Source organism: Bacteroidota bacterium (assembly GCA_025059945.1).
Lineage (GTDB): Bacteria > Bacteroidota > Rhodothermia > JANXDC01 > JANXDC01 > JANXDC01.
Map to the genome: position 1 here is coordinate 77,893 of JANXDC010000011.1, position 22,275 is coordinate 100,167.

The following is a 22,275-nucleotide window of genomic DNA, read 5'->3' on the forward strand; positions in this document are numbered from 1 at the left end:
ATCGCCTGCCGGAGGATGGATATGGGAGATGAAAAGAATCCGCATTTTATCGAATCGGACCGATATAGCGCGCCCCGCGGCGAAACCCTTCTAGGGCGTCTTGGGGCAGGACCTCGGCCAGAAAAACCGGATACACCGTGCGGGTACTGAGCTCCCGCAGCGGCACCCAGGCCACTTGACGGATCATCTGCTCTGAGCCCAGCTCCGGATCCGTTCCCGTGCGCAGAACACCCCCGGTGACTTTGGCCAAAAAATACAGCTCCACGGCGTGCAGCGCCTCGCGCACGAAATCCGATACGTACACCAAAGGCCCCATCGCCACCTCAAGGCCCGTCTCCTCGCGCACCTCGCGCTGAAGGGCCTCCGGCAGGGTCTCGCCGAACTGCACCCCTCCGCCGGGCGGAATCCAGTACGTGGAGCCGGGATCCCGGAAGCTGCGGTGCTCTACGAGCAGCACCATTTCCTCCTGCAGGATCAGGGCGTTGACGCGCACCCGCGTGCGCCCCGCGTAGGCCTGATAGGCCGAGGCCCAAAAAGACGCACTCACGGCCGCCCCACGGCCTCTTGAGTCGGTTCCAGAAGCCCATTAGCCTGCGCGTAACGCAGCGCCGCTTCCACGAAAGAGACGAAAAGCGGATGAGGCCTTTCGACAGTGCTCTTGAGCTCAGGGTGAAATTGACAGCCTAAAAACCAGGGATGATCGGGCAACTCTATGATCTCGACCAGGTCTCGGCCCGGATGGATTCCGCTAAAGACAAGCCCATGAGCCTCGAGGAGTTCCCGGTAAGCGTTGTTGAATTCATATCGATGTCGATGGCGTTCGTAGATGCGATCTTGCCCGTCGTAAGCCCGATGGGCCAGCGTGCCGGCTTTGAGTTCGCACAAGTAAGCCCCAAGCCGCATCGTGCCCCCTTTTTGACGCACCCGCCGCTGCTCAGGCAGCAGGTCGATGACCGGATGTGGGGTATGCCGGTCGAACTCCGTGCTGTTGGCCCCCTTTAGGCCGCAGACGTTTCGGGCGAACTCGATTACGGCGCATTGCATGCCCAGGCAGATCCCGAAAAGGGGGATGCGCCTTTCCCTGGCCAGCTGGATGGCGGTGATTTTGCCCTCGATACCCCGTTGCCCGAAGCCAGGGGCGATCAGCATACCGGCCACGCCTTCTAAGAGCTCTTCTGCGTTATCCGCGTTCAGGTACTCCGATTGCACCCAACGAATGTGCACCTCTACCCCGTGCACTACACCGGCGTGTACGAAAGCCTCCGTGATGCTCTTATAAGCATCCCGGTGCTCGACGTATTTGCCCACGAGCGCAATCGGAATGCGCCCTTGCGGATGCTGCAGGCGCTCCAGAAAGGCGACCCATTGCGTTAGGTTCGATTCTCGGATCGGCACCCCAAGCTTCTCGAGCACGATCTGATCTAGGCCCTCAGCCTGCATCATGAGGGGCACTTCGTAGATCGAGGGCGCATCCAGGGCCGCGATGACGGCCCGCTCCTCTACGTTGCAGAAAAGCGCGATTTTGCGTCGGATGGCGCTATCCAAAGGCACCTCGGTGCGGCAGACCAGGATGTCTGGCTGGATGCCGTTTTCCAGCAGCATCTTCACCGAATGCTGCGTGGGCTTGGTCTTGAGCTCTCCGGCCGCGCGCAGGTAGGGGATGAGCGTAAGGTGGATGAAGACCGTCTGCTGCGGTCCGAGCTCCAGGCGCAGCTGTCGGATGGCCTCCAGAAAAGGTTGGCTTTCGATGTCGCCAACCGTACCTCCGATCTCCGTGATCACCACGTCGTATTGTCCCGTATCGCCCAGCCGGCGCGTCCAGGATTTGATTTCGTCTGTGATATGGGGTACGACCTGAACGGTTTTGCCCAAATACTCGCCAGCTCGCTCCTTCATGATCACGGAGTAGTAAATCCGACCTGTCGTGACATTGTTGGCTTGCGAGGTGGGAACGCCCAGAAAGCGTTCGTAATGCCCCAAGTCCAGGTCGGTCTCCGCCCCGTCGTCGGTCACGTAAACCTCCCCGTGCTCGTAGGGGTTCATCGTGCCAGGATCGACGTTGATGTAAGGGTCGAACTTCTGGATGGTGACGCGAAGGCCCCGAGAGGCGAGCAGTTTGCCTAAGGAGGCGCAGATAATGCCCTTGCCAAGCGAGGAGCTCACGCCTCCGGTCACAAATACGTACTTGGCCGCCATCGGTAGAGATCCATATGGGGTTTAGGTTGGGGAGGTGACCGACGCCCCCTGAGGGACGGGTCCTACAAAGATAGAAGCCGATGCCCGCTTGACAAAAGGGAGCCCGAAGGCTAAAACCTGCCCTTTGCATGCCGACTTCCCGACGTTGTATCTTAGGTCTGCGTTCTTTGTACGGCCTTGCGCGGCCGGTTCCGCCTTGGGGCGGATGAAAAGGGAATCCGGTGAAAATCCGGAGCTGTCCCCGCAACTGTGAGCCACGCTCGGGATCCAAGGCCCGAGATCGACGCGCCGGAAAGTCACTGGTTGGATGGGTCCTCGGGGCTGTCGAACTGGGAAGGCTTTCCGCTAGCAGGCGCTGTGGCGAGCCAGGAGACCTGCCGGCCGCGCGTTAGCTGCCGACCTTCGGGGGTTGAGGTCCGGTGGCGACGCGGATGCCTTTCACGTAGGGGTAGTACATACCTCGTATAGGCCTTTCGTCGACCCCGGACCTCGGAACGTGGCGTTCTAAGGTTCGGGGTTTTTTTATGCTGCTTTTCGTGTTGATCCCGCTTGCTCTTCAGGAGCCTTCTAGGGACTCATCTGCTTGGGAGCGGGATACGCTGCGGTTTCGGCTTCCGGAGCTCACGGTCCTCGCCACCCGCACGCCCGTAGAGCCCCAGACGGCGCCAGGTCGGCTGGAGCGGCTGCGGCGGGATTCACTCTGGGCTCCTACGGGCTCTGTCGGGGAGCTTCTGCGGGCCTATACGACGCTTCATGTGCGCACCTATGGGCCGGGCGCCTTGGCTACGTTGGGTTGGCGCGGCACCGACGGGGCGCATACGCTCGTCTTGTTAGACGGGCTGCCGCTCGGAAACGGCCAGAATGCGACCGTGGATTTGGAGCTGCTCCCGGCTTTTCTGTGGCAGGCCGTCGAGCTAGCCGCCGGTCCCGGCTCGGCCGTATACGGTTCTGCTGCTCTGGGAGGCGTCTTGCGCCTGCAGCCGCCTATGCCGCCAGAGGGCTCCGGTGAAGTGCATCTGCAGAGCCGCCTCAATAGTTATGGGCTTCGCGAGGGGGCGCTGCGCCTGGGCGGTCGCTACAGGGGCCTTTGGGGGGAGTTGGCCGGCTATGGGGTGCAGAATCCGAATCGCTTTCCCTATCAAGATAACACCGTCTATCCCCCTGTCTGGCGCCGTCGGCAAAACGCCGATTACGAGCGCGCCGGTCTGTGGATGCGCGCCGGATACGGCCGGGGCCGCTGGCGGCTGCAGCTAGCCCATTGGTCCGCCGGAAGCGATCGGGGCGTTCCGGGTCCTATTGTGGCCGGAACGGGGCGCGCTCGTCAGAGGGACCACCTCGCCTACGGCTGGGGGGAGCTGCTTTACGAACACCCTGGCCTGCAGCATCGGCTGCTTCTGGCGCATCAGGAGGATGTGCTCCGGTACACGGATCCGGATGTCGGCATCACCTCCCGGCATCGCAACACGGGATGGACGGCCTGGTATGAGGGAGCCCGCCTGCTGGGAGCGGGGGCTCATTTTGCTTGGGGGCTTTTGTACCGGCAGCAAGGGGTGCGGAGCGCCAACCTGCAGACGTCCGGCGACCGACGCGCGGGTTCCCTGTACGTTTCCGGCGCGATCCGCCCGCGCCCCGGATGGCTGGTGTATCCCGCCCTGCGAGCCGATCTCTACAGCGACGCGCAGGACGTCGTAAGCCCCCGTCTGGGTTTAAACGTAGCCTTAGCTCCCGGTTGGGCTCTAAAGGCCCAGTTGGGCCACAGCTATCGCGTGCCCACGTTCAACGACCTGTACTGGATCGGCGGGGGCAATCCGGAGCTTAAGCCGGAGCGCAGCTGGGGCTTGGATTGGGGGGTCCGCTATGAGGGGCAGACCCTGCAGGCCGAGCTTACGCTTTCGGGCTACGACATCCGGCAGCGCATCACCTGGCTTCCGGACCCAGATGGCCGCTGGCGGGCGCAGAACCAGGGACACGTAAGGATCGGCGGCCTTGAGGTATCGGCCCACTGGCATCCTTCGACCTCCTTGCTATTTTGGGCCGCCTATACGGGCCTGGAGGCGCGCAAGCTGGATCGCAGCGGTCCAGCCGATCAAACGTATCGGAAGTTCCTCATCTACCTTCCGCCGCATCTGGCCCGCGTCGGGGGGCGCCTGCGCAGGGGCGCGCTGGAAGCGGAGCTACGCGGGCTGTATTCGAGCTGGCGGTATACGAGCGCCGATAACTCCAGCTGGCTGCCCAGTTACGGCCAACTGGATCTGACTCTGGGCTACCGAGCCCGATGGCGCGCCGCGGCCCTGCACGCTCGGCTCGCTATAGAAAACTTGCTCAATGCGGGCTATCAGGTGATCCCCTACTACCCGATGCCGGGCCGAAGCTTGACCTTCGGGCTCACCTTGAGCTGGTTCCTAAAACCCTAAAGCAGGAGGATCCGCGGTATGATGCGGGATCGCATCCGTTATCTCGCCCTCTGGGCGGCGCTTCTGTTTCTTGGGCTTGCATGCGCGCCCAAAGAGCAAGAGGCGACCCTGGTTACGCGCGGCGTATACGTGCTCAATCAGGGCAACTTTCAGCGCGGCAACGCCGAGATCACCGTCTACGATCCGAAAACCGGTTCCGTTCAGCAGAACGTCTTTCAGGTCCGAAACGGCCGACCCCTAGGCGACATCGCCCAAAGCATGAGCATCATCGAGGACAAGGGCTATATCGTCGTCAACAACTCGCACAAGATCGAGGTAGTCGACCTGCGGGATGGGCTGCGCGCCCTGGCTACGATCGCGATCGCCAACAACGCTAGCCCCCGCTATCTGGTCCAGGTTGGTCCTACGCGAGCCTACGTCACGAACATGTTCGGCAACAGCGTCTCCGTGATCGACCTGAACCAAAACCGCGAGATCAAGACCATCCCCGTGGGCCGCAACCCAAACGGGATCGCCGTGGCCCGCAACAAGGCCTACGTGGCCAACTCGGGCTTCGGAGCAAGTCGCACGGTCAGCGTCATCGACGTGAGCACAGACCAGGTCGTGCGCACTCTGGAGATGCCCTTTGACGGACCTAGCCACGTCTTTGTCGACGACGACGGTCAGGTCTGGGTCGTTTGCTCCGGCCGCACCGATTATCAAAACCCGGCCAACAGCACCAATGGGGGCTTTGTCGTGATTGATCCGCAGACCGACGCGATCCTAGAGCGCATTCCGGCCAACACCCGGCTGGGTGGGGCGGCCTTTGGAGGGGACGTGGCCGTGGGCCGCGGAGTGGCCTTCGTGTTGCACGGGGCTGGGCTGATGCGCCTAAATACGCGCACGAACACCCTGGAGAACGCATCCCTCATCCAGGGCCGCTTCGGGGCTGTGGGATACGATCCGGTCCGGGACGAGCTCTATCTTACGGACGTAAAAGACTTTGTGCAGGCCGGTGAGGTGGCCGTCTACACCTCCGCCGGGGTGCGTCGCACAAGCTTTCAAGCCGGTATCATCCCGGGAGCTGTGGTGGTGGACGTGGTGCGGGAGTAACATCCATGCCGGCACCGGAAGTCGACCGTTGCGTCTGCCATGATCGCACGTTTGCCGAGCTCTGGCAGATCGTCCAAACTTATGGGGCCCGATCGATTGCGGAGCTGCAGCGGCATGTGGCTTTTGGCTACCGGTGCCGGCTCTGCCATCCGTATGTGGTGCGGATGCTACAGACCGGCCAAACCCGTTTTCCGGTTATGGATCCTAGCCAGGAGGAGAGATCATGAAGCCCAACGGGACTCGCTGGGCGGCTTGGGCGTTGCTCGTCGTGCTGGCGGCCTTTAGCCGCCTTCTTCCCCATCCGCCGAATTTCACCCCCATAGGCGCTATGGCCCTCTTTACGGGCGCGCACATGGGGCTGCGGCCCGCGGCCTTCGCCGTTCCCTTGTTGGCTATGTTGGTAAGCGACCTCTTGATAGGCCTGCATATGCTTATGCCCGTCGTCTACGGGAGCTTCGCCCTGATCACCGTGCTGGGTTGGGCCGTGCTGCGCACGCGGCGCAGTCCTTGGCGCCTGGGTGGGGCGGCCCTGTTGGCTTCGACGCTTTTTTACCTGATTACGAACTTCGGCGTCTGGGCCCTGGGCTCTTGGTATCCGAAGACGCTTGAAGGGCTTCTGGCCTGCTACGTAGCGGCTATTCCGTTTTTCGGCAACACAATAGCGGGGGATCTGTTTTTCGTCGCCTTGCTCTTCGGCGGATGGGCCTGGCTGGAGCGTCGGGTTCCAGCCCTGCAGGCGAGCCCCTTACATGCGGTTTCGCTCATCCCAAATCGGGATCAGGAGCCTATAGTCTCCAAAGCCGCTCTGATCGACGAAGATAAATCGGCGTCCTAGGCTGTAGTAGTACCAAATCTGATAGGGCTTGGCGTTGTAGGCGAAGGGGTGATGATCGATCGCGTCCGGCTCTCCGAAGAGGATGAAGACCATGCCGCGGTCGGTCTTCCAGCCTGGCTCCAGGCCCGAGAACTGCCGGTTGGCATACCAGACGCGCTGGTAGTATTCCTCCATGAGCTCGTTGCGCTCCGTGCCCGGCGTGGGGTCGCGCTTTTTCCAGAAGGCGCGAAAGCGCTCGTAGCGCTCAGCGCGCGTGGGCGCTTCTTGAATAGCCCGGATCTCAGCCGGTTTGGCCAGATAAACCAACTGCGCGATGGCCTGGTCCAGGTCGGCGATGAAGGCCTCAAGACCGGTCCAGCGCACCCGAAGCGTCTTTTCCGCCCGGCCCAGCTCCCGGCCCTCTTCATCCCGCACGAGCAGGCGAACCGTGTAGCGCTCCGGCTTCAGGGCGTCCAGGGGAATGCGCACCACGAACTGGTTGCGGATCGGGCCAAGAAGGCGGCTCTCCGAGCTCTGAAAGACCACTTCGGGGCCGGTCGAAGGGGAGCGGCCCAGAAAGCTGCGCACCGTGGGTCGAAGGAGCGGCCGAGGCCGATGGACCTCGTAGGAGACCTGCACCCGCCGGGGCCAGCGCGTGTAGAGTTCAAAGAAAAGCAGGCATTCGCTCTGGTCCTGGCCGACCTCATTGGCTACGTTGGGATACAGCACCTGTCGGGCTTCGTCGAAGCGATCCAGGATTAGCAGATCGCTCATCGCGAAAGCCTCGGCGCCGAAGTCCCGCACCAAGACCTCGACGCGCCGGGCATACTGTCGACCTGTATGGCGGTCCTCTACACGCGCTTGCACCAGGTACCGGCCGGGGGCCGGAAAGAGCACAAGCTGCAGGTAATCGTAGGCGTTTTCTTGTTGGGTTTGCGCATACGAGAAGGCCGAAACCAGCCGCTCCTGGGTGCGGCTCTCGGCAAGCCCTTGCGGTTGGCCGCGCCCGTTAAGCCGGTATAGCTCCACTGTGGCCTCGTAACGGGCCTGAAAGCCCGTTCCCTGCCGGAAGAAGGTTAGTTTGGAGTACGACAGACGCAAAAAAACGTCCAGCCGGGGGCGGCCGTCCGTGTGTCGCACCACGAGGGTCTCTGCCTCCAGCTCTCCGTCTTGTGCGCGAGCCGGCAGATCAAGACCGATACATGCCAGAGCCCACAGCAATAGGCAACTCCGGAAGGGTGCGCTCCTGCAGCCCATGCCTCACCTTAAGCGGGGGCTTCTGCGTCTCCAAAAAGATCATACGCCTCGGCGTCGCGAATGTCAACCCAGTAAAAATGCCCTACGCGCAGGTTGGGGTCGGACACGTAGACCTCGTTATCCACCTCAGGCGCGTCGTACTCCGTTCGGCCGACCGCAAAGCGTCCCTCGATGCGGTCGATGAGCACCTTAAGCCGCTTGCCTACGAGAGCCTGGTTGCGCTCTAGGCTGATCCTCTGTTGCAGGTTCATGACCGCAAGGGCGCGCGCCTCTTTCTCTTCTGGCGCTATGGGGTCGCCCAGCGCGTAGGCGGCTGTGTTTTCCTCCTGGGAGTACGTGAAGACGCCGAGTCGATCGAAGCGAATCCGCGCCATTCCCTCTAGCAGACGGGCAAAGTCGTCCTCCGTTTCTGTGGGATAACCCACGATAAGCGTGGTGCGCAGGGCTACGCCGGGCACGCGGTCCCGAATGCTTTGCACAAGCTCCTCGATCTCGGCCCCCGTGATGCCGCGTCGCATGGAGGCCAGCACGGGATCGGATAGGTGTTGGACGGGGATGTCCAGGTATTTGCAGATATTAGGCCGCTCGGCCATGACGTCGAGCACTTCATACGGGAACTTGGCCGGATAGGCGTACATGAGCCGGATCCACTGCAGGTCATCGATCTCGGAGAGGCGGCGCAGAAGCGGGGCCAGTTGCCGTCTGCCGTACAGGTCCAGTCCGTAGTACGTAAGATCCTGGGCGATCAAAATAAGCTCCCGCACGCCCCGCTGCGTCAGTCGCTGGGCCTCGTGGATGATCTCCTCCATAGGTCGGGACCGATGCCGACCCCGCATAAGGGGGATGGCGCAAAAAGAACAGGGGTGATTGCAGCCCTCGGAGATCTTGAGGTAGGCGTAGTGGGGAGGGCTTAGCAGCAGGCGTTCCCCGAGCAGGTTCGCTTTGTAGTCGGCCCCCAGGGCGGCCAGAAGTTCCCGTAATTCCGAGGTGCCGAAAAAGCCGTCCACCTCGGGCAGCTCCTGATGCAGCTCCTGCCGGTAGCGCTCCGTTAGGCATCCGGCCACATAGACGCGCTGCACCCGTCCGGCTGCTTTGAGCTCCAGCGCCTCCAGGATGGCCTGAATGGACTCGGTCTTGGCCGCCTCGATAAAGCCGCAGGTGTTGATGATTAAGACGTCGGCCCGCTCCGGATCAGAGCTGATGCGGTATTGGTTTCCGGCCAGCTGGCCGAGCAACACCTCCGAGTCCACAAGGTTTTTGGCGCATCCTAAGCTGACGACGCTCACCGTGGGAGGGCGGAAGCGTTTCGTGTGCATTTTCTTACTGAGCGCTTCTTAGGGATAGGTCTGCGAACAGCGCCTCCACAAAGGCCTGGGGATCGAAGACCAGCAGGTCATCGAGTCGCTCCCCTACGCCTAGGTACCGGACCGGTATGCCGAAGCTGTGTGCGATGCCCAGCACCACGCCGCCCTTAGCGGTGCCGTCAAGTTTGGTCAATACCAGTCCTGTGACCTGTACGGCGCGCGCGAACTCCTCGGCCTGCCGGAGCCCGTTCTGCCCCGTGGTGGCGTCCAATACGAGCAGCACCTCATTGGGGGCCGTGGGAAGGGCCTTGGCCATGGCGCGCCGGACCTTGGCCAGCTCCTCCATGAGTCCACCTTTTGTGTGCAGGCGGCCGGCCGTATCGATGATGGCCACCTCCGCGCCGCGGGCCCGAGCGGCGGAGACCGCATCAAAGGCCACAGCACCGGGATCGGCGCCGGGATGGTGTTTGATGACCGGCACGCCGGCCCGTTGGGCCCAAACCTCCAACTGCTCTATGGCGGCCGCTCGGAATGTATCGGCCGCCCCCAAGAGCACGGACCGTCCGGCCTTGCGATACGCCCAGGCCAGCTTGCCGATGGTGGTCGTCTTGCCCACGCCGTTGACCCCAACGACCATGATCACGTACGGCCGGTGAGGAAGCGGTTCCTCGAAGCGCCGAGGCGCCGCTTGCTGTCCCTCGGCCCCGAGCAGGGCCAGGGTCTCCTCGCGCAGAAGGCGCCAGAGCTCCTCTGGGCTTGCGTAGCGGTCACGCCGCGCACGCGCCTGCAGTCGATCGATAAGCGCAAGCGTGGTCGCAACGCCCACGTCGCTTTCGATGAGCGTCTCCTCCAGCTCATCGAGCACCGCCTCATCGACGCGGTCCCGGCTGCGCAGCAGCCGCTCGACGCGGGCCCAGAGGTTAAGCCGCGTTTTCTCCAGCCCGCTATGAAGCTCTGAGGGCGAGGTGCTCTCAGGTAGATGACGACGAAACCACTTCATCCTGCCGTAATGCCGTGTTTCAGGAGGGTCCAGGCTCGACGCAAATAGTCCAGAAACGCTGCCCCGAGTAGGAGGGCCACGAAGGGAAGGAGGGTCTTGCTAAGGTGCAAGTGGGCCCAGGAGGGTTCCGTTTCTAGGGTGGCTAAGATGAGCACGCCGGCTGCGGCCGCAGCCGCGATTTTGCCCGGCAGTTCGGAACTCGGTATGCGCCCCAGGCGGCCCCGTAGGCCCAATGCCCCCAGCACAATAAGCACATCCCGGCCCAAGATCACGGTCGCAAACCAGATGGGTAGATGCCCCTGCCAGGTTAAGATCACGGCCGCAACCCCTATGCAGACCTTGTCGGCCAAGGGATCTAAGATCTTGCCCCATTCTGTGGTCTCCCCCCGGCGCCGCGCCAGATGCCCGTCGAAGGCGTCTGTTACGGCCGCGGCCAGCATGAGGGTAACCGTTCCGATCACGGGCGCCCGATGCCAGAGCGCGATCCCGATCGGGAGGGCCAAGATGAGCCGAAGCAGGCTGAGCGCGTTCGAAGGGGTCCAAAACCGGCCCAAGGGCATGGCTAGTCGTTTTCCTCTTTCAGGACGCCCAGCTCGATCGGAACCGGATAGCGCTCCGTAAAGCAGGCGTTGCAGAAGCCATCTGGGCCGTTCGTGGCCGAGCGCACGGCGCGCATCAAGCCCTCCACAGACAGGTATCCGAGGCTATCGACCTCCAAAAACTCCCGGATGCGCTCCACGTCCCGGTCGCAGCGGTTGGCCACGAGCTCTTGCCAGCTCGGAAAATCCATACCGTAAAAGCAAGGGGCGATGATCGGAGGGGAACTTACGCGAAAGTGCACCTCTCGGGCCCCGGCCTCGCGGATCATCTGCACCAGATAGCGCGACGTGGTACCCCGCACGATGGAGTCGTCCACCAGGACCACGATGCGGTCTTTGAGCAAGCCGCGGACCGGGTTGAACTTGAGCTTCACCTTAAGCTCTCGCGCCCCCTGACCCGGCTGGATGAAGGTGCGCCCCACGTAATGGTTGCGGATGAGCCCGATGTCGAGCTTACAGGGATAGCCCAGCTTGTTGCATTCGGAGGCGTAGCCGATCGTGGCCGTGTTTGAGGAGTCCGGCACGCTGATCACGAGCGGCACCCGTTCGCCGGGGGGTACGCGGGGCACAGGGTGTTCGTGCGCCAGGGCCTTGCCCAGGCGCCGACGCACCTTGTCGACCTGTTCGCCGAAGATCCGACTGTCGGGGCGCGCGAAGTAGATGAACTCAAAGATACACTGCGCGATCGGCTCATCCGGTTCGGTCCGCAGGCTGTAGCTTCGAAGTTTGCCCGTGCGACAGGCCTCTCGATCGATCACAAGCACTTCGCCCGGCTCGATGTCCCGAATGAACTCGGCCCCGATCAGATCAAAGGCGCACGTTTCGCTTGCCACGCAGTAGCCTTCTCCGATGCGGCCCAAGACCAAGGGTCGGAACCCATGCGGATCGCGCACGGCCAGCAGGGCTTCGTCCGTCAGGATGAGCAAAGAGTAGGCGCCTTGCACCCGCCGCAGCGCATCCAGGACCTGCTCAAGCGTGCTCGCTTGAGGGCTGCGGGCGATCAGATGCAGGATGAGCTCGGAGTCTGAGGTGCTCATGAAAAGCACCCCCTCTTGGGTGAGCCGTTGGCGCAGCTGCCGGGCGTTCGAGAGGTTGCCGTTGTGCGCCAAAGCCAGGTTGCCGTTTCGATAGTGCACGGCGAAAGGTTGTACGTTGGCCGGATTGGCCGAAGCCCCCGCAGTGGAGTAACGGTTATGGCCGATAGCCACATCGCCGTGCAGGACGGTCTCGAAAAGCTCCGGGCTTGGGAAGACGTCCGTAACCAGGCCTAGGCCCTTGTGCTGGAGCAGGACCTTACGGCCTTTTCGTTCGTCGTAGGCCAGCGTTACGATGCCGGCTGACTCCTGACCCCGGTGCTGCAGAGCGTGCAGCCCGTAGTAAGTCAAGCGGGCCGCGTCGGGATGGTGAAAAACACCAAAGATGCCGCAGTGTTCTTGGGGGCGGTCCATGCGCTTTGCGCCCAAAGCCGGTCTAAACAAAGATACAGGGTGTGAAGGGAAAGTTTAAAAGCGCTGCCCTTTCCAGTGCACCCGTTTGGAGATGAGCCAACTGAAGGGCAACAGGAGTAGGGTGGGAAGCATAAAGAGCTCTAGCAGGGGCAAATAGCGCATCACCCTCCGCAGCCGCAGCCGTCGCCGCAGCTGCCAGAGCAGCTGCGCGTCGGCCCCAAGTTTCAGGCCCCAGGCCACGGTGGTCGCCGAGGGGCTCCAAAACCAACCCACAACCAGCCCCAGATGCAACATCCAGCCCAAGGCCAGCACCAGCAACAAGCGCATGCGCTCCGGCCGGGGGGCCTCTAGGCCTCCTTTTTGCCAGCGTCGGAGCTGATCGAGCAGGGCTCGCAGGGACTCAACGGGACGGGCCGATACGGTGGTCTCCGGATCCACGAACCAGGCGATCTCCCAGCCCCGGTCGCGCACCGCGCGCAAAAGCGCATAATCCTCGGTCACGCTAAACGGGATGCGTTCATACCCGCCCGTTTCCCAGTAGGCCGTGCGTCGCACAGCCAGGTTGTTGCCGAGGGCGGTGAAGCGAAACCCCCAGCCTGCTAGGCCGGCCGTGAAGGGAGCCAGGAAGGCCCAGACGACGCGTTCCAAGCGTCCTACCGCAGTTTCCGGGGCGATCACGGTTAGGCCACATAACAAGCCCGTTCTTTCTCGGACGTGGCTGAGCGCCCCCCGAATCCAGTTAGGAGGCACTTCGCAGTCGGCGTCCGTAAAGAACAGCCATTCGCCTCGGGCCCGATGAGCGGCCTGGGCCAAGGCGTTGACCTTCCCCTTTAGTCCGGCCCAGATCTCGGTGATCCGAAGATAATGCACATGCCCATGACGGCGAGCTAATTCCTGGCATAGCTCTGGGGTTCGATCCGTGGAGCGGTCGTCAATCAGCCATATGTCCAAGCGCTCCGTAGGGTAATCCAGCCGCACGATAGAGCGCAGCAAGGGGCCAAGGCGCCGTTCCTCGTTGCGCGCCGCCACAAGCACCGACACGGTGGGCAGCTCTGCTCCATTGCAGCGGCCGGATCGGGGTATGCGGTGCAGCCCTATGCCCAGCACGGCCAGGGCAAAAGCGTACAGGAGGGCCATCGCGATCAGGCCCGCCTCCATAGGCGCTCCTTCCTCGGTGCGACAGACGGCTTCGCAAACTAAACTAAAACGCTCCCCCGCACCGTGCAAGTATGTGCGCCCCGTTGTGCTTCGGGCGCTTGAGCCGTATCTTTGCGCGCACTGCATACCTACGCCCTGCTCTTCCTGGACTGGGAAGGGCTGTTTGGGATCTCGCCCAACACAACCAAAGGGGATTTACCATGACAGCGCGCGTCTTCACTTACGAAGGTCTTTTCATTCTCAATCCCATGCTTGAGGAGAAGCCTCTTCGGGAGGAAATCGACAGAATCCGGGTTTTTCTTCTGGAAAACGGCGCCGAGATCGAGGAATGGGATGAATGGGGGGTTCGGCGGCTGGCTTATCCGATTCAGAAGAAACGCAGCGGATTTTACGTGAACTTCTTCTTCAAGGCCCCCAGCACGCTGGTGCCCAAACTAGAGCGGCAGTTCCTGCTGACCGACAACGTCATGCGGTTTCTGCTCATGAAGCTGGACGCCAAGGCCTTGCGGCACCGAGAAAAAGCCAAGGCCCAGAAGCAGGCCGAGTCCGGCAGCACCGCGGCTTAAATCGTTTAGGAGGATAGGGTATGGCCGACCTGAAGATGCCCGAAATCAACACGGTCTTGATTGCGGGCAACCTAACCAAGGATCCTATTTATCGGACCACGAGCAATGGGACGCCCGTGGTGAACTTTTATATCGCCTCCAACCGCCGCTATCGGGACGCCCAGGGTCAATGGCAGGAGGATGTCTGCTATGTCGGCGTGGTGGCCTGGAATCGGTTAGCCGACGATTGTCGCAACAACCTGCGCAAGGGCAGCGCGGTACTGGTCGATGGAGAGCTGCAGAGCCGCACATTGCGCATGGAGGATGGTTCCCTGCGCACGATCGTGGAGATCAAGGCGCATCGCATTCAGTTCTTGAATAAACTTCGCTCCCCAAACGGGCGCGCAGCCGCTCCCGCGCTCAGCCTCGATGAGGCGCACGAGGAGGCCTCCTTCGAGGAGCGGTTTTTGTCCGAGGAGGAAGCTCGCTTGCTCCGCGGTGAGGAAAACCTGGACAACGGCAACGCATAGGGGAAGGGGAAGGGGTGATGGCAACCCGCAAACCTAAGCGCATTCGCACCTGCAAGTTCTGTGAGACGGGACTGGAATACATCGACTACCGCGATGTGCGGCTATTGCAGCGCTTTATCAACGAGCAGGGTAAGATCATCCCACGTCGGATCACAGGCACTTGCGCCCTGCATCAGCGCCAGCTGACGCGCGCGATCAAGCGCGCCCGGCACGTGGCGCTCCTGCCCTTCGTAGCAGAGGTGATCAAATAAGGGGGAGGCCGAAGCACATGGGCATGATGCGTGTGATCCTAACGCAGGACGTCGAGAAGCTGGGTCGGGCCGGGGACGTCGTGGAGGTTCGAGGTGGCTACGGGCGCAATTACCTCATTCCGCGAGGCTTAGCGCTAGTGGCTACGCCGGGCAACCTGAGGCGGGCCGAACAGATTCGGCAGCGGCAGCTCCGGCGCGAGGCGCGTAGCCGCCAGGAGGCTTTGGAGCTAGCCGCTCGGCTGGCCGAAGTGGCCGTCACGATCCCGGCCAAGGTGGGGGAGGAGAATCGCATCTTCGGCACCGTTACCAATCAACAAGTGGCCGAAGCTTTGGCCGAAAGGGGCTTTCAAATCGATCGGCGCAAGATCGAGCTGCCGGACGACATTCGCGCTCTGGGGCAGTATCAGGCCGTCATTCGGCTTTATCAGGATATCACGGCCACGGTCACCGTGTGGGTGGTGCGGGCTGAGGAGGAGGCCTCCTAGTCTCTGAAACCAAACCCCCTGCCCGGCGTTTACCTGTCGACAAAAGCGGCAGGATGGGGGCGCCATGAATCGCGCGGGCACGCGATACCGCATGGGGGTGCGCGCATGGAGCGCGGCATCCCTGTTTTGTATGGGGTTGCTCCCCACGCTCTGGGCTCAGTCCCGCCCTGGTTTTACGAGCCCGGTGCAGTGGAGTCTGCGCTTGGAGCCTGCGCAGGCCCAACCGGGCCAAGCGCTGCAGGCCATAGCCACGGCTCGTGTCTCGGCGCCCTGGCATCTGTACAGCACTCAGCTACCCCCTGGGGGGCCAGTGCCCACTAGCTTTACTGTGGAAGGGGGAGGCCTGGAGCCCGCCGGACCTGTAGAGGAACCGCCTCCGAAACGGGTCTACGATCCGAATTTCAAGATGGAGGTGGGCTGGCATACCGGCACGGTCGCCTTTCGCATTCCGCTTCGGGTGCGCGCGGACCTGAAGGCGGGAGTCTACACGCTGCGCGTGCGCGTGCGCTACATGGTCTGTAGCGATCGGCAGTGCTTGCCGCCTACCACCGAGACGCTAGAGGCCCCACTTGCGGTGCGGCCGGTGCAAAAGGAACCGGTCCTGGATGCGCGCACTTTAGCCGGTACGCAGGTTACGGCGCCGATTGCAGAGGAGGAGGCCCAACCCCTCTACGGATCCCTGGCCAAGGTGCGCTGGAGCGCTCAGTTGGAGTCTGACTCGGTCCTTCCGGGACAAGAGGTCCGGTTGCGCTTGCGGGCCACCATCGAACCGGGCTGGCGCCTGTACGCGGCAAGTAGCCCCCGGGGGGCGGGGCTTCCGCTTGAAATTACCCTGCCCGCCTCTTACGCGCTCCTGGGAACTTGGCAGGAGCAGGGGGCTGTGGAGGCATACGATTCTAACTTCCAGGCGCGCGTTCGTCTTTTTTCGGATCGCGCCGAACTGTGGGGGCGTGTGCGGATTCCAAACGATCTCACGGCCGGGGAGCAGACGCTCACCCTGGGGCTGCGCTTTATGGTCTGCAACGACCGGATGTGCCTGCCTCCGGCGCAGACAACCGTGCCCGTTGTGTTTCGCGTGGTGCCACCGCTTAAGCAGGTCGTTTCCGCCGGCGCCTCCGTTGCGTCCCCCCAGATCGTCCCGGATGGCCCGCTGGGAGCGGGCTTTTGGGCTTTCCTATGGCTAGCTGTTCTAGCCGGGCTGGCCGCGCTGCTTACGCCCTGCGTGTTCCCCATGATCCCGCTTACGGTGAGCTTCTTCTCCAAGCAGAGTGGGGGTCATCGCAGCCGGTCTGTGGCCATGGCCTTGCATTATGGGCTTGCGATCGTGGCCACCTTTACGGGGCTGGGGGTGCTCATGGCTCTTTTGCTCGGGGCGGCCGGTGCGGCGCGCGTGGCCGCAAACCCGTGGGTGAACCTGTTCATCGGGCTTGTCTTCGTCGCCTTTGGGCTGAGCCTGCTAGGCCTGTATGAGTTCCGCGTTCCGGTCCGACTGCTAAACGCTGTCAACCGCCTGGGCTCGACGCGCACGGACTGGATCGGCATCTGGTTTATGGGCCTTACGCTTACGCTGGTCTCCTTTAGCTGCACGGTGCCTTTTGTGGGGGCGCTACTGGCCGCCACGGCTCTTGGGCAGTGGTTCTGGCCTATTCTGGGCATGCTCGCCTTTAGCGCCACCTTTGCGGCCCCCTTTGTGCTTTTCGCCCTCTTTCCGCACGCCCTGCAGCGCCTACCCCGCAGCGGGCAGTGGATGAACACGCTCAAGGTGGTGCTGGGATTTGTGGAGTTGGCCGCGGCCATCAAGTTTCTCTCCAACGCGGATCTCGTCTGGGGATGGGGTTTGATCTCCCGGCCGCTAGCCATTGCCCTGTGGATCGCTCTTTTTGCGGTCACGGGTTTGTACTTGCTGGGCAAGATCCGCCTGCCGCAGGAGGAGCCGTTGGCGCATGTGGGGCCGCTGCGCTTGCTCTTCGGGGTAGGCGCCATCGCCTTCTCCCTGTACCTGATCCCCGGGCTGCTGGGCGCCCCCTTGGGCAGGCTGGACGCCTGGCTACCCCCGCGGCAGGGCACGGACGTGGGCCTACTAGCCGCCTCGTCTCCGGCTGGTAGCTCAGGCCAACGGACAAACTTGGATCCCTTCGAGTGGCATCATGAGCCCGAATCGGCCATAGCCGAGGCTCGGCGCACGGGCAAGCCTATCTTTATTGACTTCACGGGTTATACGTGCACCAACTGCCGGGACATGGAGGCCAACGTGTTCCCCAAAGCGCCGGTGGCCGAGCGCATGGGGCGCGATTTCGTGTTGTTGCGCCTCTACACCGATGAGGTCACGCGCGGCCCGGAATGGCAGCGCCTGCAATTTGAGCTTACCGGCACCGTGGCCTTGCCCACATACGTGGTGATGACCGCGGACCGGCGCGTGCTAGCCGTGCACAGCGGGATGGCCTCCGTGGAGGAGTTCGTCGCCTTCTTGGATCGCGGCTTGAACTTGGCCCGTCAGCTCTCCGAGGGGGGCAGATCCGATAACGGCGGGATCGCCCGCGTAGAATAGCTCGCCGTTGTGTTTATCTTTGGGTAAAACGCGGAACCGACAACCATGAGCAAACGCGACATTCGCATCGTAGAGCTGCCCGAGGTCACGGTGCGTATCGCCGGGGATTCTGGAGACGGCATGCAGCTGACGGGCAGCCAATTTACCTCTACCACCGCTCTGGTGGGCAACGATCTTTCGACGCTGCCGGACTTCCCAGCCGAGATCCGCGCCCCAGCCGGCACGACCTACGGCGTATCGGCCTTCCAGATTCGGTTTGCCAGCTCCGATATCCTGACGCCCGGAGACGAAAGCGACGCTCTCGTCGCCATGAACCCCGCCGCGCTGAAGACGAATCTAGCTCGGTTGCGCAAGGGCGGGATTCTGATCGTAAACGAGGATGCCTTCTCCGAGCGCGATCTGCAGCTGGCCGGCTACCGGTCCAACCCCCTGGAGGACGGTAGCCTAGCGGAGTACGAGCTCTACCGCGTGCCCGTGACCCGGCTCACGGAGGAGGCCCTAAAGGAGCTCAACCTGCCCTTTAAGATCGTAGAGCGCTCTAAGAACATGTTCGCCCTCGGGCTGCTGCTGTGGCTTTATGATCGGCCTATGGACCACACGGTGCGCTGGCTGGAGCAGCGCTTCGCCAAGCAGCCCGACGTGCTGGAGGCCAATCTCCGGGCTTTGCGCGCCGGCTATCACTATGGGGATACGGTGGAGGCCTTCACCACGCGCTTTCGCATAGGCCCCGCCAAACTTCCTCCGGGTACATACCGGAACATCACGGGCAATCAGGCCACAGCCCTCGGGTTGGTAGCCGCCTCCTACCGGGCGGGATTGGAGCTCTTTTACGGCAGCTATCCCATCACACCGGCCTCGGACATTCTGCACGAGCTGGCCCGATACAAAAACTTCCGAATCTTCACCTTCCAAGCCGAAGACGAAATCGCGGCGGTTACGGCCGTAATCGGTGCCGCTTACGGGGGTAAGCTAGCCGTTACGGGCACCTCGGGTCCGGGCTTAGCGCTCAAAACCGAGGCCATTGGGCTAGGTGTAATGCTGGAGCTGCCCTTTGTGGTCTTGGATATCCAGCGAGCCGGGCCCTCAACGGGCATGCCCACCAAGACCGAACAGGCCGACCTGCTGCAAGCCATGTTCGGCCGCAACGGTGAGGCGCCAGTCCCCATCGTGGCTCCCGCCACGCCGGGGGAGTGCTTCTGGATGGTCCTAGAGGCCTGCCGGATCGCGCTCACGTACATGACGCCGGTGTTGTATCTCTCCGACGGTTACCTGGCCAATGGGTCCGAGCCATGGCGCATACCTGAGCCGGAGGAGCTGCCGGATCTGCGCCCGCGCTTCGCCCAGGAGCCCAACCGAGACGGCCGCTTTTTGCCGTATGTGCGAGATCCGAAGACCCTGGCCCGTCCCTGGGCGCTTCCTGGCACGCCGGGCCTGATGCACCGGATTGGCGGGCTGGAGAAGCAACACGAGACGGGCAATGTCTCCTACGACCCGGACAACCATGACTTCATGGTCCGGTTGCGGGCCGAGAAGATCGAACGCATCGCCGAGAGCATTCCGCCCGCGGAGCTGGAGGGAGATCCCGATGCGTCGCTCCTCGTACTGGGATGGGGCTCCACATATGGGGCCATCAAAACGGCTGTGGAGCGGTTGCGCCAGCGGGGCTATAAGCTCGCCCAGGTGCATCTGCGCTACCTCAACCCCTTCCCTCAAAACCTCGGGGAGATTCTGCAGCGCTTCGGGCGCATCATCGTGCCCGAAATCAACCTAGGGCAGCTTGTGCGCTTGATCCGGGATCGTTATCTAGTGCCCGCTGAGGGCTACAACCGGGTGCGCGGGCTGCCCTTTACGGCCTCTGAGCTGGAGGCGAAATTGCTAGAGGCGCTCACACAGGGCAACGGAAGCCCAGGAGGAAGGAACATCCATGGCTGAGGAACTAAAGGCCACACGGCCCTCCTTTAAGCCGGCTTTATCTAAGGCCGTCACCCCGCCGACTGCTAAACCGGAGCAGGCGAGCCCGAGCTATACGTGGAAGGACTTCCAAAGCGACCAAGACGTGCGCTGGTGCCCCGGTTGCGGGGATTACGCCATTCTGAAGGCCGTGCAGCGCGCGCTGGCTGAGATCGGCCGCCCGCCACATGAGCACGTTTTCGTATCCGGCATCGGATGCTCAAGCCGTTTTCCCTATTACGTGAGCACCTACGGCCTGCACACCATCCACGGCCGGGCCACGGCCGTGGCCACGGGGCTAAAGGTGATGCGGCCTGAGCTGGCCGTCTGGGTCATCACGGGCGATGGCGATGGGCTTTCGATTGGCGGCAACCACATGCTGCACATCCTGCGCCGCAACGTAGACGTGCAGATTCTGCTTTTCAACAATCAGATCTACGGGCTCACCAAAGGGCAGTTTTCCCCGACCTCGGAGTTCGGCAAGATCACCAAATCAAGCCCCTATGGTTCGGCCGACTGGCCCGTGAATCCGGCTGCTTTCGCCCTGGGCGCCGGGGCGAGCTTTATCGCGCGGGGCATGGATCGGGATCCCAATCATCTGGTGGGCGTCATCCGACGGGCCTACGAACATCGGGGTGCGGCTTTTGTAGAGATCTACCAGAACTGCAACGTCTTCAACGACGGGGCCTTTTTCGTGTTTACGGAAAAGGACACCAAGCCCCAGGCCGCCCTGTTCGTGGAGCACGGTAAGCCGATGGTTTTCGGCGCCAACCGAGATAAGGGGATCCGGCTCGACGGCCTTAAGCCTGTGGTGGTCGATCTGAGCACCGGCCAATGGTCCGTCGATGATCTGTTGGTGCATGATGAGACGGATGAGACGATCGCGTTTATTCTGACGCGCATGTTCGACGACCCCAAGCATTTGGAGCTGCCGCGGCCTTTCGGGGTTCTCTACGCCGTGCGTCGGCCTACCTTCGAGGAGGTCCTCCGCGAACAGGTGGAGCGCACCATCGAAGCCAAGGGTCCGGGCGATCTGCGCGCGCTCCTGTTTTCCGGCGAAACCTGGACGGTCGTTTGAAGACGGGTCCACAAGGTGTTGCCAGATGGCCATCCTGCCGATTTATCTGTATGGACATCCGGTGCTGCGAGCGCCCGCACGGCCCGTAGAAGAGGATAGCCCCGAGCTACAGCGGCTCATCGACGATATGCTGGAGACCATGTACCAGGCCTCCGGCATCGGGCTTGCTGCGCCCCAGGTGGGCCACAGCTTACGGCTCTTCGTAATGGATCTGGCGCAACCCCAGGAGGAAGAAGAAGAAGGTGGCCGGATCCGCCGTCCCGGCAGGCCCGAAGTGCTGCTCAACCCGCAGCTTATCGCCAGTTCCGAAGTAGAGGTTGAATATGAGGAGGGGTGTCTGAGCATACCAGAGGTCCGGGAGCCGATTTGGCGGCCGGAGACCATCCGGGTGCGCTATCAAGACCGTTATTTTCGCTGGCACGAGGAGGAGATCACGGGGCTTCGGGCGCGCGTCTTTCAGCACGAGCACGACCATCTGGAGGGCATTCTGCTCATCGACCGCATCAGCGCCTTTCGACGCCGCCTGTTGCGCCGGCGTCTAAACGAGATCGCCCAGGGTCAGGTGCAGGTCGATTACCTGTTAGCTCCCCCTTTTTTGCCTCGTGAGGCGGTCCGCTGATGGCCTTGCGCATCGTATTTCTGGGGACGCCGGAGTTCGCCGTTCCCACGCTGGAAGTCTTACTCGCCTCAGCCCATGAGCTCGTAGGCGTGGTCACAAGCCCAGATAAGCCTCGAGGCCGGGGCCAGAGGCCGCTGCCTACGCCCGTAAAGCAGGTTGCTCTGCAGGCCGGAATAGCCGTGCTGGAGCCCGAATCTCTGAAAGACCCGGTCTTCTTGGCCACCCTACGGGCCTGGCGTCCTGATCTGGCCGTGGTCGTGGGTTTTCGCATCCTGCCCCCCGAGGTGTTTCGCCTTCCCCGTTATGGCAGCATTAACCTGCACGCCTCCCTACTGCCTCGCTACCGGGGTCCAGCTCCGGTTCACTGGGCCATTCTGCGCGGGGAGGTCGAGACAGGGGTGACGACGTTTCTGCTTGAAGAGGGCGTTGATACGGGGCCGATTCTGCTGCAGAGGCGCTGTCCGATTGGCCCAGAGGAGACGGCCGGTGAGCTGCAGGAGCGGCTCATGCACCTGGGGGCTCGGCTCGTTTTGGAGACGATCGAGGGCCTGGAGGCCGGCACCCTGCGTCCCCGGCCGCAGCCCCAGGAGGAGGCGAGCTACGCACCGAAAGTGAACCGTCAGATGGCGCAGGTCCCCTGGCATGAGCCGGCCCAGGTTGTGCACAACTGGATCCGGGGGCTTTCTCCTCACCCCGGGGCCTGGACGCGCCATGGCGCAGTGGAGCTGACCTTGTATCGCTCTCGGCTTGCGCAAGGAAGTGGCCGGCCAGGAGAGGTGATCGCGGCCGATCGAAGGCTCATCATCGCCTGCGGGGAGGGGGCTGTGGAGATTTTGGAACTGCAACGTCCCAATCGGAAACGCCTTTCGGCGGAGGCTTTCCTGCGCGGCTATCGGATTAAGCCGGGTTCCATTCTGGATAAGGCGGTACAAGAGTTGCCCGCACCATGGGGAAAGACGGGTCTTTGAGCCCGTCCCGCTGTGGTGA

The 22,275-nt window shown here is 62.6% G+C and carries 21 protein-coding genes and 1 riboswitch; of the genes, 13 read left to right on the plus strand and 8 right to left on the minus strand.

All coding sequences use genetic code 11. The features are described from left to right. Positions 1-46: 46 nt before the first annotated feature. Together NZ993_06125 and NZ993_06130 are read right to left on the minus strand one after the other, a co-directional pair. The gene (locus NZ993_06125; protein ID MCS7155369.1) at positions 47-547 is read right to left on the minus strand and encodes an NUDIX domain-containing protein; all 501 of its coding nucleotides are present in this window, start codon (positions 545-547) and stop codon (positions 47-49) included. After that, positions 544-2,196 carry a CTP synthase gene (locus tag NZ993_06130; GenBank protein MCS7155370.1) on the minus strand — a complete coding sequence of 551 codons (1,653 nt, stop codon included), beginning with the start codon at positions 2,194-2,196 and terminating at the stop codon, positions 544-546. Before NZ993_06130 ends, NZ993_06125 begins: the two co-directional genes overlap by 4 nt. Before the next feature lie 169 nt (positions 2,197-2,365). Further along, positions 2,366-2,593: riboswitch (cobalamin riboswitch) on the plus strand. Between the two features lie 127 nt (positions 2,594-2,720). Between NZ993_06130 and NZ993_06135 the strand changes: the two genes are divergently transcribed. The 4 genes from NZ993_06135 to NZ993_06150 are packed head-to-tail and all read left to right on the plus strand — an operon-like array spanning position 2,721 to position 6,537. Further along, positions 2,721-4,610 carry a TonB-dependent receptor gene (locus NZ993_06135; protein ID MCS7155371.1) on the plus strand — a complete coding sequence of 630 codons (1,890 nt, stop codon included), beginning with the start codon at positions 2,721-2,723 and terminating at the stop codon, positions 4,608-4,610. Between the two features lie 18 nt (positions 4,611-4,628). Further along, positions 4,629-5,702 carry a hypothetical protein gene (locus NZ993_06140; GenBank protein ID MCS7155372.1) on the plus strand — a complete coding sequence of 358 codons (1,074 nt, stop codon included), beginning with the start codon at positions 4,629-4,631 and terminating at the stop codon, positions 5,700-5,702. 5 nt (positions 5,703-5,707) lie between these two features. Beyond that, positions 5,708-5,929, plus strand: coding sequence for a (2Fe-2S)-binding protein (locus tag NZ993_06145; protein MCS7155373.1), 222 nt, complete (start codon positions 5,708-5,710; stop codon positions 5,927-5,929). Next, on the plus strand, positions 5,926-6,537 hold the full coding sequence (locus NZ993_06150; GenBank protein MCS7155374.1) for a hypothetical protein: 612 nt from the start codon (positions 5,926-5,928) through the stop codon (positions 6,535-6,537). The genes NZ993_06145 and NZ993_06150 overlap by 4 nt, the downstream gene beginning before the upstream one ends. Here NZ993_06150 and NZ993_06155 read toward each other — a convergent pair. Genes NZ993_06155 through NZ993_06180 form a run of 6 tightly spaced genes read right to left on the minus strand, consistent with a single transcriptional unit; the run spans position 6,448 to position 13,282 of the window. Next, positions 6,448-7,737, minus strand: coding sequence for a GWxTD domain-containing protein (locus tag NZ993_06155; protein MCS7155375.1), 1,290 nt, complete (start codon positions 7,735-7,737; stop codon positions 6,448-6,450). The two genes, NZ993_06150 and NZ993_06155, sit on opposite strands and share 90 nt — an antisense overlap. Positions 7,738-7,781: 44 nt before the next feature. Further along, positions 7,782-9,089 (minus strand): 30S ribosomal protein S12 methylthiotransferase RimO, encoded by a 1,308-nt coding sequence (gene rimO, locus NZ993_06160; GenBank protein MCS7155376.1) that lies wholly within the window; start codon positions 9,087-9,089, stop codon positions 7,782-7,784. 4 nt (positions 9,090-9,093) lie between these two features. Beyond that, complete coding sequence (ftsY, locus tag NZ993_06165) at positions 9,094-10,077, minus strand: signal recognition particle-docking protein FtsY (GenBank protein MCS7155377.1); 984 nt, start codon at positions 10,075-10,077, stop codon at positions 9,094-9,096. Next, the gene (locus tag NZ993_06170; protein MCS7155378.1) at positions 10,074-10,637 is read right to left on the minus strand and encodes a CDP-alcohol phosphatidyltransferase family protein; all 564 of its coding nucleotides are present in this window, start codon (positions 10,635-10,637) and stop codon (positions 10,074-10,076) included. The genes ftsY and NZ993_06170 overlap by 4 nt, the downstream gene beginning before the upstream one ends. 2 nt (positions 10,638-10,639) lie before the next feature. After that, a complete protein-coding gene (purF, locus tag NZ993_06175) occupies positions 10,640-12,124 on the minus strand; it encodes an amidophosphoribosyltransferase (protein MCS7155379.1) in 1,485 nt (494 codons plus the stop codon). 54 nt (positions 12,125-12,178) lie between these two features. Continuing rightward, positions 12,179-13,282: a glycosyltransferase gene (locus NZ993_06180; protein ID MCS7155380.1), complete on the minus strand. Its 1,104-nt coding sequence runs from the start codon at positions 13,280-13,282 to the stop codon at positions 12,179-12,181. Positions 13,283-13,482: 200 nt separating this feature from the next. On the opposite strand from NZ993_06180, the gene rpsF reads away from it, so the two are divergent. The 9 genes from rpsF (at position 13,483) to fmt (ending at position 22,256) form a co-directional block, all read left to right on the plus strand. Further along, positions 13,483-13,848, plus strand: coding sequence for a 30S ribosomal protein S6 (gene rpsF, locus NZ993_06185; protein ID MCS7155381.1), 366 nt, complete (start codon positions 13,483-13,485; stop codon positions 13,846-13,848). A gap of 20 nt (positions 13,849-13,868) precedes the next feature. Beyond that, positions 13,869-14,357 (plus strand): single-stranded DNA-binding protein, encoded by a 489-nt coding sequence (locus NZ993_06190; protein MCS7155382.1) that lies wholly within the window; start codon positions 13,869-13,871, stop codon positions 14,355-14,357. Positions 14,358-14,374: 17 nt separating this feature from the next. Then, positions 14,375-14,608 (plus strand): 30S ribosomal protein S18, encoded by a 234-nt coding sequence (gene rpsR / locus NZ993_06195; GenBank protein MCS7155383.1) that lies wholly within the window; start codon positions 14,375-14,377, stop codon positions 14,606-14,608. 17 nt (positions 14,609-14,625) lie between these two features. Beyond that, positions 14,626-15,093: a 50S ribosomal protein L9 gene (gene rplI, locus NZ993_06200; protein MCS7155384.1), complete on the plus strand. Its 468-nt coding sequence runs from the start codon at positions 14,626-14,628 to the stop codon at positions 15,091-15,093. A gap of 64 nt (positions 15,094-15,157) precedes the next feature. Further along, complete coding sequence (locus NZ993_06205; GenBank protein ID MCS7155385.1) at positions 15,158-17,641, plus strand: protein-disulfide reductase DsbD family protein; 2,484 nt, start codon at positions 15,158-15,160, stop codon at positions 17,639-17,641. A gap of 45 nt (positions 17,642-17,686) precedes the next feature. Beyond that, positions 17,687-19,573, plus strand: coding sequence for a 2-oxoacid:acceptor oxidoreductase subunit alpha (locus tag NZ993_06210; protein ID MCS7155386.1), 1,887 nt, complete (start codon positions 17,687-17,689; stop codon positions 19,571-19,573). Continuing rightward, the gene (locus NZ993_06215) at positions 19,566-20,669 is read left to right on the plus strand and encodes a 2-oxoacid:ferredoxin oxidoreductase subunit beta (GenBank protein MCS7155387.1); all 1,104 of its coding nucleotides are present in this window, start codon (positions 19,566-19,568) and stop codon (positions 20,667-20,669) included. The genes NZ993_06210 and NZ993_06215 overlap by 8 nt, the downstream gene beginning before the upstream one ends. A 25-nt stretch (positions 20,670-20,694) precedes the next feature. Then, positions 20,695-21,288: a peptide deformylase gene (def, locus tag NZ993_06220; protein ID MCS7155388.1), complete on the plus strand. Its 594-nt coding sequence runs from the start codon at positions 20,695-20,697 to the stop codon at positions 21,286-21,288. Next, positions 21,288-22,256 carry a methionyl-tRNA formyltransferase gene (gene fmt, locus NZ993_06225; protein ID MCS7155389.1) on the plus strand — a complete coding sequence of 323 codons (969 nt, stop codon included), beginning with the start codon at positions 21,288-21,290 and terminating at the stop codon, positions 22,254-22,256. The genes def and fmt overlap by 1 nt, the downstream gene beginning before the upstream one ends. The last annotated feature ends 19 nt before the right edge of the window (positions 22,257-22,275 follow it).